This is a genomic window from Myxococcales bacterium (genome assembly GCA_016717005.1).
Lineage (GTDB): Bacteria > Myxococcota_A > Polyangia > Haliangiales > Haliangiaceae > UBA2376.
Genome location: JADJUF010000007.1, coordinates 239,364 through 253,736, shown reverse-complemented (window position 1 = coordinate 253,736; position 14,373 = coordinate 239,364). Strand labels below are relative to the sequence as shown.

Here is a 14,373-nt window from a genome sequence, read left to right as displayed (position 1 = left end):
GTCGCGCGTCATCGTGCTGCCCAGGTCGTCGGCGGCGCCTCGCCGCACGCCGCGATGCAGCAGCTGGCAGCCAGCAGTCCAGCGGCGCGGGCCCGGCGTCGAACCTGGTCGCGCAAGCCGTCCCGCCTGCACGTACCGCCTCCGCCCGCCTACCACGGCAGCAGCTCGGCCCACTTGAGGCGGATGTCGACCTCGTGCGGATCGTCGGCCGGGTTCTGGATCGTGTGCGGCCACAGCCAGCGGCGCAGCGCGCGCGTGCCCAGCAGGAACTGCAGGTCGTGCGGGTCGACCAGCGTCGGCCAGGCCGTGACCATCTTGCAGTCGGCCAGGTCGCGGACCACCAGCGGCGGGGCGACCTCAGGTAGCGGCGGCAGCGCCGCCCAGATCTCGGGACCGATGATCGTGACCGGGTACAGGCGGCGGACCTTGAGCGAGGCATCGTCGCGATTGCCCGCGTCGAAGTCGATCCGCCTGGATGCCTCAGGGTCGAACGTGCTGGTGTTGCACAACGACGCCTCGGCGCCGGCATGGTCGGGGTTCTCGGCGCGGAACACGCCGCCCTGCGACACAGGATACAGCGCGCACGCAGTTCGGAGGAACTCGAGCAAGCGCGGGTCGTCGGGCGTGACGACCGGCGCGGTCAGCTCGACGTATCGCTTGGGCGAGAAGTCGGGGTAGCGACGATCGGTGCGCAGGTCGAGATGAACGGAGACCTGCGCCAGCCCGAGCCCCTTGACCGTCACTGACGTGGTCTCGTCGGCGCGCACCGCTGCCACAAACCGAGCCTCGCTGTAGCTGTTCTTCTTGGTGCGGGTGAGCGGCCACATCCGCCGAGGCTTCTCGCCGAAGTCGCGGAACGCCTGCAGCAACGCCGCGATCAGCGGCTCGATCTCTCGCGGCGGCGCGGTAACCCAGAGGAACGCGCAGGTCCGCTCGCTCAGTTCTCGACGCACTTGTAGACCCGGTCGCACATGTCGTACGGCTCGACCTTCGTCCGCAGGTCGATGCGCTTGTCCTTGATGCAACCGTAGTCTTCGAACGCCTTCATGATTGCCTTGCCGCCCTTGTCGCTGTCCGGAGCGGTCTTGTTGCCGCTGTCCAGGTGGGCCTGGTAGTAGGCCAACACTTGGGGCAGGTATTCGCTCAGCTTCTTCTCTCCGTCCGCGCGCGCATCGTCATCCTTCGACTTGAACTCCAGGATGATGCAGCCGTTGGCCTTGATGCAGTCGGGCCGGCCGGCGCTGCCGAACGGCTGGTCGCCGACGTCGCAGCTGAAGCTGGCGGTCATGCGGCGGTGCTGCTGCTTGCCCCACTCGGTGGCGTAGAACTTCATCGTGTCGTTGACGCCGCGCCAGACCTGGCTGGGCGCCAGGCGCTCGAGGCGCTCCTGCTCCTTGGCCAGGGCGACGAGCAGGCGGGTCGCCTGGTCCTTGGTCTCGCGGCGACGGGTCAGGGCCTTGGCTCGGACCTCGAGCTTGGCCATCTCGGCGATCAGCGGCCCCATCTTGGCCTGCATCGAGCTCTTGAGCGACGCGGCGGTGCTGTCGGCCTTCGACGTGTCGGTGTCCTCGATCGGCTCCCAGTCGAGCTCGCAGTAGGCCTCCCACATCTTGGTCATCGCCTCGCAGTCGAGCCGGTAGGTGTCCTTGGCCCGCAGCACGGTCTCGTTGACCTCCCGCGTGAGGACGTCGATCGCGGCGCCGGAGTTCGAGCGCAGCTTGTCGAGCGCCGTCTTCACCTTCGGGTGGTCGACGGTCTTCACCAGGTACTGGCAGGCCTCGAGGGTGCTCTCGTGCGTGTCCTCGAACTCCTCGTAGATATGATACGAGGCGTCCTTGTACGCGGCTGACACCGCCGCCCACGGCCCCTCGGAGCTGCTGAAGCGCTGGACCGAGTCGCGGTCGCGCGCCATCTGGTTGAGGCGCTCCTTGGCCTTGGCGAGCCCGACGATGACCGGGTTGCCTAGCTCGGTCGCGAACGCCGGGATCTTGTCGATGCCGTCGGCGTCGTCGCCGTTGCTGGCGATGAAGCTGTCGAGCTTGGACTCCAGCTCGCGGCACCGAGCCGGCAGCTCGTCCATGGCGTGGTGGTTGGTCTTGAGCTCACGCAGCGGCGCGAGCGACGCGCGGGCCTCGCGCGCGATCGCCGGCCAGCGCTCGGCGAGCTCCTTGGCCTTCGGGTCGGCGCCGCGGGTGCGGTCGAGGATCTGGAGCGCGCTGTCGATGGCGTCGAGCTTCTCACGGACGTTGTCGACCGCGTAGACCCCCGAGGCGCCCTGGACCTCCTTGAGCTTGGCCGCCATCTCGCCCAGGAGCCGCGTGAGGTTGTCCATCACCTCCTTGCGCCCGGCCGAGCTGTTGGCCAGCTTGCCGAGCACCTCGCGCACGACCGGGTGGTCGGCGCCCGCGACCAGGTCGCGGCACCGCTCCTTGGCCGTGTCGAGGTCGCTCTTGAAGTAGCTGTAGATCTCCTCGGCCTCGCGGTGCAGCACGCTGCGCACGTCGCCCCACGTGCCGTCGGTCACGTCGAAGTACTGGACCGTGCGCTTCCAGTCCTCCATCTGGGAGCGGGCCTTCTCGGCCTCCTCGAGGAACCTCACCGTCAGGTTCTTGGCCTCGGCCGCCAGCCGCGGCAGCTTCTCGAGGCCGTCGGGGTCGTTGCGGTTCTCGAAGTCGCGGGCCTGCGCGACCAGCTCGGTGTTCTTGTCCTGGCACGCCTTCATGATCGTGACGTTGGCGTTCTGGTAGCCCTTCAGGCTGTGCATCGCGGCGCTGGCGCGCTTGTACTTCTCGACATACCCGGGGTAGCGGTCGACGATCTCGCGGGCCTTGGCGTCGTCGCCCTTCACGCCGTCGAGCCGGCTGACCAGGTCGCGGACCTGATCGACGTAGCCGTCGGCGTCGCGGACGTCGCCGTCGTCGGAGTCGGACTTCACGCCCGACAGCTCGCCCGCGGCCGAGCCGAGCTTGGAGTCGATGTCGCGGATGTAGCTCTCGCGATCCTCGGCGTCGCCCGCGAAGGCGATCGACGCGGCGAGCGCCGCGACGGCGATGGCGAGGAAGAGCAGGACCGCGCGACCGCGGCGTGTGCGAGGGAGGGTCATGGCGGGCTCCAGATCAGAAGTACGTGTCGGGCTTCGCGGCGGGCGGTGGCGGCGGCGGCGGATCGATCGGGTTGGCCGATGGCGGCGTGGCAGCGGGCGGCGGCGCGACCGGCGGCTGCGGCAGCCCGACGTAGAGGCGGCCTTGCATCCGCACCTGCTTGCGCTGCTTGGGGCCGGGCGAGATCTTGCAGATCGTCTTGGCGGCGCAGCCGGGCTCGACAACCTCGATCACCTCGAAGCTGGTCTCGATCGGCAGCTGGGCGCGGGCGAGCATCGTGCGCGCGACGTCGATCGACTTGCCGACGACGTCGGGCACCCGCCGCCACTCGCCGGGGCCGTTGCTGCCGCCCTCCCACGCATCCTTCTCGAGCGTGTACGTCAGGCGCACCGTGCCGCCGTAGGTCGTGGCGCCGACCTCGGGCCGCTGCTTGCAGATCGTGCCCTGCTTGGCCATCTGGTGGTCCTCGCCCTCGCCGCACAGGTCCTCACCTAGCTCGGTGGTGCTGGCCACGTTGAACCCGGCCGACCGCAGCAGCGCCTCGGCCTCGGCCGGGGTCTTGCCGCGCACGTCGGGCATCGGCGCCTGCCGGGTCGAGTCGCCGCTCGACGAAGACGTCGACGACGGGCCCGAGCCCGACGACAGCGTCGAGCCGCCCAGCTTCCCCGAGAACGAGCACGCCGCCAGCGCGACACACGCGAGTGGGACGATCTTCATCGCGCCACGCTACCCGGTGCGCCGCGACCCGAGAATCACCCGCGAGGGGTGAGGTCCGGTGGTGGCGGTCGTGGACGCGAGGTCAGCCTCCGCACTGGAGCCCGGGCGCGCGGCCTGCCGAGCGCGCGGCGACGGACGCCTCGCCGCGCGCCTTCTCGACCGGAGCTGATGCACGTCTTCCCGACGCGCGATCTGCACACTGCCTCCGATCCGGGTGGCTGCGACCCGGCGTCCGGGGCGCCTGACGTGGACGGCGGCGACCCACTCGTTCCCCGAGCACCTGCGGCGCGGCGTGCTGTGCGACCTGACGGTCAAGGTCGGGCACCTGGCCGGCGCGCGCGGCGTGCGCGTGTCGGGCGGCGCGACCGAGGCCCGGCTCGCGCCGGTGCAGCTCGGCAACCTGGCCGGGGTGATGAAGGGCGCGCGGTTCCTGGCCGAGCTGATGCCGAGCCTCCGGGAGATCGACGAGTCGATCTTGCCCGACGCGATCGTGCTGACCGACTTCGTCCGCGCGCGGCTGGCGCAGGCGAGCGGCCCGCCCTCGCCGATCGGCGCGCGCACCGCGGCGCTCGCGCTGTTCGTGCCCGAGGCCGAACCCGTCCCGCGCGAGGTCAAGGACGAGCCGACCGCGCCGCTGCGCGGGCCGGAGCGGCCACCGAGCGACGGCGGTGGGGAGGACCGCCGCGACGAGAACTGAGGAGCGCAGGCTGCCTTCGCCCGCCTCGACGAAGTACCCTTGCCGCTCGGCGTCATCGTCGAGCGCCGGACGGCGCGGCCATGTGCAAGAGGCCGTCCCGGGCCCGTCGCCCGCAGCGATGTGAACTCGCCGAAATCACTCGGCCCCGACGTGGATATGGGTGTCCAGGCCGCAGGTGATCGTTCGTGATACGGTACAGCGGTGAAGCGCGCGGCCGCGTTAGCCAAGAGTGAGCCGCCTGGCGAGCGGAAGAAGATCCGGGCCGCCACCAAGCGTCCCGCGAACCCGCGTGCGTCGCGCGCGCTTTCGGTGTGGCTCAGGGCAGGGCGCATCGCGCGAGGCGTGAGCCTCGAGGAGTTGGGGAAGGTGCTGCAGGTCTCGGTGGAGACGTTGACCCTTGTCGAGACGGCACGTTGGCTCGAGCTCCCTCGCGACCTGCGCCGAGAATTGGTGAGCCAGTATGCGAGGGCGGTCGGCTTGCGTCATGACCGGGCCATGTACCGCTACGACCTCGCGGCGGTGGAGAACGAGCCGCCCGACCTCGCGGCGGCCGCGGATGGCCTGCGCGCGTGGTGTACGACATCGATCGCGCGCGGCGCTCAGCAGGTCAGTGATCAGCAGGCGCGCCTGCGCGACGCGGGTGTGGTCGATGTCGAGGGACGCCGGGTGGTCGATCTTCCCGACGATATGCTGCCAGGTTCACGCACGGATGTCTGATCGGTGGCGGCACCCCAACCGGTCATGCTGGTCGTCGGTGGGCCATCTGGGAGCGGCAAGTCGCGGATGTTCCCGGTAGCCTCATCGGGCCACAGCCACTTCAATATCGACGACCGATGTCGCGCGCTCCACGGCTCCTACGTGGCTATCCCTGACCATGTGCGGACGCAGGCGCAACAGGAATGCGAGGCCTTCGTCACGGCGCAGATCGCCGGCCGGATCAGCTTCGCGGTCGAGACGACCCTCCGGAGCGACGCTGCGATCCGGCAGGCCGTGGCGGCCAAGGCGGGCGGCTTCCTGACACAGCTCGTCTACATCGCGACCTCCGACGTCGCAGTCAACATCGAACGGGTCGCGTTGCGCGCGCTCGATGGTGGCCACAGCGCGCCTCCGGCGCGGCTCCGAGAGATCTACGACGGGAGTCTCCGAAACCTACCAGCGGCGATCGCGGTCTTCGATCTCAGCCACCTCTACGATGGCTCCGACGCAGCGCCGATCCTCGTCGCTGAGTTTCAGCGCGGAACCTGCGTCCACCTGGCGACCCCCGCTCCGTCGTGGTTGCCGCCAGCGATCGCCCGCCCGGTCGCGCGCTGAGCCTGGTGCGTGGCTCGGATTCAACGGCGGGGCCGGCCCGCTCACCGAGCCGCGCGGCGAACCCGTGCCTTGCGCGGATCGTCGGGGCGGCGTCGACGAGGTGATCGCTTCGCCATCGGTCGCTTCGTCGCCACCGCCGACAACGTCCGGCTCAGAACGGGAACTCGCCGTCGGCCTTGCGCTTGCGCAGGAGCTCGGCCTTGCGCTTCTCGACCGCGGTCTCGGGCGCGAGCTCGGGGATGATGTCGACGGGCGCGTCGAGGACCTTCTGGGTCATCGAGTCGAACAGCGCCTCGTCCTGCTTCTTGGGCGCGTAGAACTCGGCGACCAGGTTGAAGGTGGCCACGTAGCGCGGCTCGATCTTCATCGTGGTCTCGAAGTGCTTCCAGCTGCGGTCGAGATCGCCGCCGGCGAAGCTGGGCGCGATCGAGTAGTAGGCGCCGAAGTAGCGGTCGGCGGCGCCGTAGAAGAACTGGGTGTCGAGGTTGTAGACCTGCTCCATGATCGCGTAGATGCGATCCTTGTAGGTCAGCACCACGGTGATGTCCTGGGCGTTGCCCCACTTGCCCAGGTTGGTCGCGTACCAGTACAGGAGCCCGATGCCGGGCTTGTCGACGAGCGTCGCGGCGTCCTTGAGATCGACGCCGGCCGTGAGCCGCTCCTCGATGCCGGGGTAGCGGGCCTTGAGGCCGCGCTCGGCGTACTGGAAGCCCTTCTCGTAGGTCTTGAGGAAGAGCTCCTTCTTCTCGGCCTGCTCGAAGAACAGCCAGCCGTCGGCGAGGAGGTAGTTGGCGCGGGCCAGCTTCTCGTAGGTCTCGTAGTCGTCGTCCTTGAGCTTGACCGCCTCCTCGTACTTGGCGATCGCGAGCTCGAGCTGGGCGCGGTCCCCGCGCTGCGCGAAGGCGGCGTCGCCGGCGGTGATCGCCGCGGCGAAGGCGGTCGGGTCGGAGGCGCCACCGCGGTGGACGCCGCCGCCGATCGAGCTGGCCGAGGCGCCGCAGCCGGCGCCGACGACGGCCACGGCCGCCACCGGCGCGGTGGAGAGAGCGACGGAGAGCGCGGCGCCGAGCACCGAGCGAGCGAACGAGCGCGAGCGAGCGAGCATTGCGAGACCTCAGCGAAGGGAGACGCCGACTATACGTCGCCGTCGCCGCGAGGTGTCAATGCGGGCGGTCAATGCGGCGCGGCCTGGTCGAGCGCCCGGGCCGCGGCCTGGCCGGCGCCGCCGAGCCCGCGGGCCGGCTCGGCGACGGTCGCCAGCGCCGGGCCGTGGCCGCGTCGGTGGAGCTCGGCGACCGCGGCGACGCCACCATCGAGGCCGAGCTCGCCGGCGCGCCCGACCAGCTCGACCAGCGCGCCGGCCAGCCGCGCCGGGGCCTCGGCGCCGAAGCTCTGGACCACGGTCGCGGCGAGGTTGAGCGCGCCGGCCGCGGCGGCGGCGATCGCGACCCGGGCCAGCGTGGGCGCGGCGGTCGCCGGCTCGAGCAGGGCGCCGGCGGCGGCCAGCTCCTGCGCGATCTCGAGCAGCGCCGCGGCGTCGCCGCCGCGCCAGTAGACGTCGATCAGCCGGCGCAGCGTCGGCTGGTGGCTGGGGTCGAGATCGGCGGCGCGCAGGAACGCGTCGTCGGCGCCGGCGACGTCGCCCAGCCGGGCCAGGGTCAGGTCGCCCAGCCGGTAGAGGATCTCGGCGCGGCGGTCGGGCGAGGCCGCGGTGGCGGCGAGGCCCTTGAGCGCGCGGGCCGCGCCGGCCCAGTTGCCGCGCTCGACGTAGAGATCGGCCAGCGCCTCGAGCGAGCGCGCGTGGTGCGGCTCGTCGGCGACGACCAGCTCGTGGTAGTAGACCGCGCCGATCGTGTCGCCGGCGCGCTTGCACAGCTCGGCCAGCTCGAGCCGCGCGCTCGACAGCGCGGCGATGTCGTCGGGGACGATCAGCTCGAGGCCGCTGCGCGCGGCCCGCAGCGCGGCGTCGAGATCGCCGACCCGGCTGGCCAGGCGCGCGCACGTCGCGTAGATGTCGCGCCGCGACGGGCCCAGCCGCGCCGCGTTCTGCGCCAGCTGCAGCGCGCGGCCGTCCTCGCCCAGCGCCTCGGCGATCTCGGCCCGGCGCAGCATGACGACGTCGGGCGGCAGGCGCGAGGTGTTGACCGGCAGCCGCGCGTAGAGCGAATCGGCGACGGCGAGGTCGCGCTCGCGGTAGGCGAGATCCGCGAGGCTGTCGAGCGCGGGCGCGAACGTCGGCTCGGTGTCGAGCGAGCGGGTCCAGGCCGCCTTGGCCGCGCGGATGTCGCTGCGGCGATCGGCGTGGAGCCGGCCCAGCTCGAACCAGTGGCTGGCGCGCTCGGTCGGATCGCTCTCGGCCGCGGCGCGCGCGGCGCACAGCTCGGCGGCGGTGGTCCAGTCGCTGCGGGCCTCGGCCCGCTCGTACAGGACCCGGAACGCCTGCGGGTGGGCCGGCGCCACCGTCAGCACGCCCCGGGCCGCGCTCTCGATGCCGGCGCCGTCGCGCTCGGCGATCGCGCGGGTCAGGTCGCGCTCGCGCTCGTCGAGATCCTTGGCGCGGGCCTCGTCGGGGGGCGGCTCGGCGCCGAGCCGGCTGGCCTCGGCCCGGGCCCGGGCGGCGGCCTCGTGGTTGCCGACCGCGAGCGCGGCGTCGGCGGCGGCGTTGGCCAGGTCGACCGCGCGCGCGCGATCGCCGGCGCGGGCGGCGTCGGCGGCGGCCCGGGCGTAGAGCGCCGCGCGCTCGCCGGTCGGCGCCAGCACCGCGGCCTGCTCGAGCATGGTCGCGGCGTCGCGGTAGCGGCCGGCCAGCTCGTAGATGCGCGCCAGCGGCCGCGGCACCGCCGGGATCGTCGGGTCGTCGCCGAGCGCGGCCTCGTAGTGGCGGCGCGCGGCGTCGGGATCGAGCAGCTTCTCGTCGAACACCAGCGCCAGCTCGAGGTGCAGCGCGCCGCGATCGCGCGAGGTCGGCGCGTTGGCGATCTCGCGATCGAGCAGCTCGGCCGTCAGCGCCCACTCGCCGCGCGCCATCGCCACCGCCCGCAGCTCGTAGGCGATGTCGAGATCGTCGGGGTCCGACGCGTGGGCCTCCTTGAGGCACCGGTAGGTGTCGGCCTCGCGGTGGAGCGTGTCGCGGTAGAGCTGGGCCCGGCGCCACCACAGCCGCGCGCGCGGCCGGGCCTCGGTCGTGGCGATGATCTGGCGGCCGATCACGTCGGACACCGCCTCGCCGTCGCCGCGCACGTCGTGGAGCTGCTCGAGCGCGAGCAGCGCGCGGGTGTCGCCGGTCGGGGCCAGCACGCTCGCGGCCTCGTAGCGCGCGATCGCGGCGTCGAGCTGATCGCCGGCGGCCAGCTCGGCGCCTAGCCGCAGCTCGCGCTCGTAGTCGGACACGGGCGCGCCGTCGGCGAGGCGGATCGAGGCCAGGCCGCGCAGCGTGATCCGGCGGGTCGACTCGGGCGCGACCGGGGCGGCCGGCGCGGCGTCGCTGGCGGCGGCCGGCGCCCGCGGCGCTGGGCTCGAGCCGCGCGGCGCGGTCCGGGTGCGCGGCGCGGCGATCTCGCCGCTCTGGACGTCGGCGTCGCGATCGAGCGCGGCCAGGCGCTCGCTGGCCCAGGCCCGGGTGGTGGCGTCGAGCGCGAGCGACGAGGCCGCGCGCTCGTACAGCTCCCGCGCGCCGGCGAGGTCGTCGTCGGCGATCCGGGCGTCGGCCAGCGGCAGCCACACCGTCGGCAGCTCGGGCGCGGCCTCGTGGGCGGCGTCGAGGTGGGTCCGCGCGCGATGGGCGTCGCCGAGCTTGTCGCGGGCCAGGAGCGCCAGCGCCAGCAGCCAGCGGCCGCGGTCGCCGCCGAGCGCGTGGGCGGCGGCGCGCTCGTAGACGTCGGCGAGGCGGGTGAGGTCGCCCTCGGCCTCGAGCGCGTCGGCCAGGGCCGCGACCAGCTCGCCGTCGCCGGGCGCGAGCCGGTGCGCGCGGATGAGCGCGTCGCACGCGATCGTCTCGTCGTGCAGATCGAGGCGCGCGGTGGTCGCGGCCTCGCGGTACAGGTCGATCGCCAGCGGCTTGGGCGCGCGCGCGGCCACCGCGAACAGCGCCCGGACCAGCGCGTCGGCGTGGCCGGCGGCGCGGGCCGCGGCGCGGACCCGCTCGATGGCGTCGGACAGGCTGGCGGGATCGCCGCCGGCGCGCACCCGCGCGGCGATGGCGTCGGCGTACAGATCCGCGGCGGCCATGTGATCGCCCGAGGCGGCGGCGGCCTCGGCCAGGCGCTCCATCTCGGTCGGCCGCGCGGTGCGGCGGCGCGGCTCGCCCGGCCCCGGGCGCGGCGGCGTCGGCGCGCCGGGCGTCGCCGGCAGCTTCGCGAGCGCGGCCTCGACCCGGGCGCTGGCGGCGTCGTCGCCGAGCGCGTCGCGGTACAGGCCCAGGGCGTCGGTGAGCCGGGCCCGGGCCTCGCCCGGAGGCACCGCCGCGGCGCCGCGCTCGAGGGCGGCCGCCAGCTCGGCCTTGCGGCGGCGCTCCTGGTGCAGCGCGAACAAGAGCATCGCGCCCTCGTCGGTCAGGCGGGTCGAGGCCTCGACCGCCTCGAGCACGGCGATCGCCCGGTGATCGTGGCCGCGCCGCTGCCAGGCGGTGGCGAGCGCGAGCACGTCGGCGGGCGTGCGTCGGTCGAGCGCGATCGCCTCGAGCGCGGCGGCGGCGTCGCCGTGGTCCTCGACCGCGGACGCCTCGGCCGCCAGCAGGCGCAGCGTCGCGTCGCGGCGGGCCGACGGCCCGTGGGCGTCGGCGGCGGCCCGCATCGTCGCGCGCGCGGCCTCGAGATCGCCGAGGCGATCGTAGTGGATGTCGGCCAGCTCGAGCAGGACCTCGGCCCGGCGGTGGCCGTGCAGCGGCGGATCGGTGTTGGCGTCGGCCAGCGCCGCCAGCGCGGCCGCGCACGCGGGCCAGTCGGCCAGCTCGGCGCAGACGTCGGCGAGCTCGCGCAGCGCCCGGGCGTCGCCGGCGGCGGCGGGCTCGGCGAGCAGCGCCCGCGCCAGATCCGGGCGGCCGGCGGCCCGGGCGCGCTCGACCTCGTCGAGGCGGGGCGCGGCGCTGGTCACGAGCGTCGCGGTCGGCGTGCGCAGGCGCTCGGCCACCGCGGCCAGCGCCGGGTGGCTGGCGCCGGCGCCGAGCGACTCGACGATCGCGATCGTGCGCTCGCGCCAGGCCGGCGGGAACCCGGCCGGATCGATCGCGACCAGCTCGCCCAGCTCGATCGCGGCGGCGGTGCGATCGCGGGTCGCGTCGGCGTCGTCGCCGGCGGTCGTCGCCAAGGTCGCCAGGGCGTCGGCCAGCTCGAGGCGCTGGCCGCGGCTGCGGGCGATCTCCGCCAGCGCGTGCAGCGCCGGGCGGTACGCGGCGTCGAGCTCGAGCGCGCGCCCGAGCGTGATCCGCGCGACGTCGGGGCGCTCGAGCTGCACGTGGATCGCGGCCAGCCGTACCAGCAGCGCCTTCTGGCGGCTGGGCTGGCGCGCGCTCGCGGCGATCTTGCGGCCGAGGATCGTCGCGACGCGCTCGAGGTCGCCGAGGTCGCGCTCGATCAGCTCGAGCGCGTCGAGCGCGGGCAGGTGGTCGTCGGCCAGGCGCAGGGCCGCCTCGAGGCAGCGGACCGCGTCGGCGCTGTGGCCGGGCCGACGCCGGAACAGCTCGCCGGCGCGGTAGAGCGCGTCGGCGCGGGCCGACGTGCTGGCCTGGGCATCGGTGGCCTCGGCGTAGGCCTCGAGCGCGGCCGCGGCCGCGGTCAGCTCGCCGCGGCGCTCGTGCAGATCCGCGAGCAGCCGGTAGGCCTGACCGCGGGCGTCGCCGGGCAGGCGCGGCGCGGCGCGCTCGAGCAGCGAGATCGCGGTCGCCGCGTCGCCGCCGCGCTCGAGCGCGGTCGCGAGGCGGAACTCGGCGCAGGCGCGGGCGTCGTCGTCGAGCGCGGCCGTCGGCGCGACCAGCAGCGCGGCGTAGGCCCGGGCCACGTCCGGGAAGCTGCGCTGGCGCCACGCCGCCTCGCCCAGCGCGCGCACGGCCCGCTCGGCCAGATCGTCGCCGTCGGCGAGCGCGCGGTCGCCGGCCACCGCGGCCCGGGCCGCCGCGGCCTGCGCCAGGGTCAGCGCGCGGCCGCCGGCGTCGGCGGCGAGGTGGGCCTCGGCCGCGTCGACCAGCAGCGCGGTGGTCGCGCTGGCGCCGCGGGCCGCGACCAGCGCGTCGAGCGCGTGGGCCAGCCCGCGGGCGTCGCCGCGGGCGCGCTCGATGGCGACCGCGACGCCGAGGTACTCGGCGGCCGCGGGCCCCCCGGCCGCGAGCTGCGCGGCGGCCGCGGCGTCGGTGGCGGCCGCGGCGAGATCGGCGCCCGGCTCGGCCAGCGCGCGGCGGGCGCGCTCACCGAGGAGGCCGGCCCGCTCGCCCGCGGACTGCGCCGTCGCCAGCAGCGCGGCGATCCAGCGGCTCGACTCGGCCAGGGTCGGCGCCTCGGCCAGGAGCGCCCGGGCCGCGGCGCGGGTGACGGTCGGGGCGTCGGTGCCGGCCAGCTCGACCGCGCGCTCGAGCTCGGCCTGACGCGCGGCCGCGGGCACCAGCGCCGCGCGCGCCAGCACCAGCTCGGCGGCGCGGGCCCGCAGGTCGACCTGGAGCAGCGCGGCGACCGCCTCGTCGTAGAGCGCCGCCGCGCCGACCGGATCGTGGTCGCGGCGATGCTCGGCCAGGAGCGCGCGGGCCTCGGCGGCGATCGGCGCCGGTCCCTGGCACGCCCGGCCCAGCGCCGCCTCACCGTCGGCGAGGGCGCCGACCGCGAGCAGGCTGTGCCCCAGCGCCAGCTCGGCGGCGGCGTCGTCGGGGCGCGCCGCCAGCAGCGCCCGGCCGTAGGCGACCGCGTCGGCGTGGCGGTCGGCGCGCGCGGCGGCGGCGGCGGCGGCGGCCAGCAGCTCGGGCCCGCGCTCGCCCTTGGCGATCGCCTCGTCCCAGGCGGCGGCGGCGGCGTCGGCGTCGCCGCCGGCGTCGAGCAGCCGGGCCCGGGCGATCAGCGCGGCCTGCTGGATCGGGCGCTCGCCGGCGGCGACCGCGGCGGCGGCCGCGGCCTGGAACGCCGCCTGGGCCGCGCGCGCGTCGCCGCTGGCCGCGGCGACCCGGCCGACCGCGAGCTGCACGGCCGCGATCGGCGCGGCCTCGAGCGCGCGCGCCACCAGCGCGCGCGCGCCGTCGAGGTCGCCGAGCTCGTCGCAGGCGATCCGCGCGGCCTCGGCCCAGGCCTCGGCCCGGGCCCGTCCGTCGGCGCGCGCGCCGCGGCCGTCGAGCACCGCGACCAGCTCGCGCCAGCGGCGCTCGTCGGCGAGGCGCCCGATCAGCGCGTCCTCGGCCTCGCGCAGCTCGGGCCGCAGCGCCAGCGCGCGCTGGTACAGCGGCGTCGCCGCGGTCGGGTCGATCACGCGGTACAGCCGCGCGGCCGCCAGCGCCGCCAGGATGCCGCCGGCGCGATCGCCCTGGCGCGGCGCGAGCTGCGCGACCGCCGCCAGCCGGCTCGCGGCCTCGCGGGTGTCGCCCTCGGCCAGGGCGATGCTGGCCAGCGCCGCCAGCGCCGGCACGAACTCCGGCCAGCGCGCCAGCGCCTGCCGCGCGAGCTCGCGCCCGTCGACGAACCAGGTCGGCCGGGCCGACGTGATCGCCAGGATCCGCTCGAGCAGCGCCGGCTGATCGGGGCCGGCGGCGGCCAGGAGCGCGCGGTACCCGCGCATCGCGTCGTCGAGCAGGCCCTTGCGCGAGAGCTCGTCGGCGGCGGTCATGGCCGCGTGCGCGACCGCCCACGCCAGGCCCTGGGGCGAGGGCGGCGGCTCGTCGCCGCTGGTCGCGAGCTCGAGCCGGATCGCGTCGGGCCGGATCGTCAGGCCCGTCAGCCTGACCAGCTCGAGCGACGGCAGCCGCCACCCGGCCGGGGGCAGGAGCTGCCACGTCGTCACGGTGGCGACGTCGACCTCGAGCTCGAGCAGCCCGACCACGCGCACGCCCTCGCCGCCGCCGCACGCGGCCTCGAGCAGGCGCTGCACGATCAGCGGCGCCGGCGTCGGCAGGTGGCCGTGGACCCGGAGGCCCCCGACGACGACGCGCACGACCCGCCCGCGCGGCACCAGCGCGGCGTGGAAGCTGACCTCGGCCGAGGCCAGGCCGTCGGCGACCCGGGCGGTGGCCGCGATCGTGTCGTCGGTGAAGTGGATCGCGACGTCGGTGATGCCGGCGCCGGCCAGCGCCTCGCGCCGGGTCGCCAGCGCGGCCTCGAGCGCGGCGGCGTCGACCCGCGCCGACACCGCGGCCAGCTGGGTGCGCCGGCGCTGCCAGCGCGCCAGCTCCAGATCGCCGGCGCCCTCGCTCGGCGCCGCCAGCGCGAGGCGGTCGATCGCCAGCGGGCCGATCGCCAGGTGCTGGCCCGGCGCCGGCACGAGCTCGATCTGCCCGCGGGGCACGTCGGGCATCGGGCTGAGCGACACAGTCACGTCGCCGTCAGGCTACCGCATCTACCCGATCGCGGTCACCGCGGCGGC

The 14,373-nt window shown here is 75.2% G+C and carries 8 protein-coding genes; 3 read left to right on the top strand and 5 right to left on the bottom strand.

The window, feature by feature from the left end; all coding sequences use genetic code 11:
- Positions 1-149: 149 nt before the first annotated feature.
- Genes IPL61_08040 through IPL61_08030 form a run of 3 tightly spaced genes read right to left on the bottom strand, consistent with a single transcriptional unit; the run spans position 150 to position 3,818 of the window.
- Positions 150-953 (bottom strand): hypothetical protein, encoded by an 804-nt coding sequence (locus IPL61_08040; GenBank protein ID MBK9031272.1) that lies wholly within the window; start codon positions 951-953, stop codon positions 150-152.
- On the bottom strand, positions 938-3,103 hold the full coding sequence (locus IPL61_08035; GenBank protein MBK9031271.1) for a hypothetical protein: 2,166 nt from the start codon (positions 3,101-3,103) through the stop codon (positions 938-940). The genes IPL61_08040 and IPL61_08035 overlap by 16 nt, the downstream gene beginning before the upstream one ends.
- A 13-nt stretch (positions 3,104-3,116) precedes the next feature.
- Positions 3,117-3,818, bottom strand: a complete 702-nt coding sequence (locus IPL61_08030) for a PASTA domain-containing protein (protein ID MBK9031270.1) — start codon at positions 3,816-3,818, stop codon at positions 3,117-3,119.
- Positions 3,819-4,032: 214 nt separating this feature from the next.
- Here IPL61_08030 and IPL61_08025 point away from each other — a divergent pair, with 214 nt between their 5' ends.
- The 3 genes from IPL61_08025 (at position 4,033) to IPL61_08015 (ending at position 5,826) form a co-directional block, all read left to right on the top strand.
- The gene (locus IPL61_08025) at positions 4,033-4,515 is read left to right on the top strand and encodes a hypothetical protein (GenBank protein ID MBK9031269.1); all 483 of its coding nucleotides are present in this window, start codon (positions 4,033-4,035) and stop codon (positions 4,513-4,515) included.
- A gap of 201 nt (positions 4,516-4,716) precedes the next feature.
- Positions 4,717-5,232, top strand: coding sequence for a helix-turn-helix domain-containing protein (locus IPL61_08020; GenBank protein ID MBK9031268.1), 516 nt, complete (start codon positions 4,717-4,719; stop codon positions 5,230-5,232).
- Between the two features lie 24 nt (positions 5,233-5,256).
- The gene (locus IPL61_08015) at positions 5,257-5,826 is read left to right on the top strand and encodes a zeta toxin family protein (GenBank protein MBK9031267.1); all 570 of its coding nucleotides are present in this window, start codon (positions 5,257-5,259) and stop codon (positions 5,824-5,826) included.
- Positions 5,827-5,977: 151 nt separating this feature from the next.
- Here the strand turns inward: IPL61_08015 and IPL61_08010 are convergent, their stop codons facing one another.
- Together IPL61_08010 and IPL61_08005 are read right to left on the bottom strand one after the other, a co-directional pair.
- Positions 5,978-6,931, bottom strand: a complete 954-nt coding sequence (locus IPL61_08010) for a hypothetical protein (protein ID MBK9031266.1) — start codon at positions 6,929-6,931, stop codon at positions 5,978-5,980.
- Positions 6,932-6,999: 68 nt separating this feature from the next.
- Positions 7,000-14,325, bottom strand: a complete 7,326-nt coding sequence (locus tag IPL61_08005) for a hypothetical protein (GenBank protein MBK9031265.1) — start codon at positions 14,323-14,325, stop codon at positions 7,000-7,002.
- Positions 14,326-14,373 lie beyond the last annotated feature (48 nt).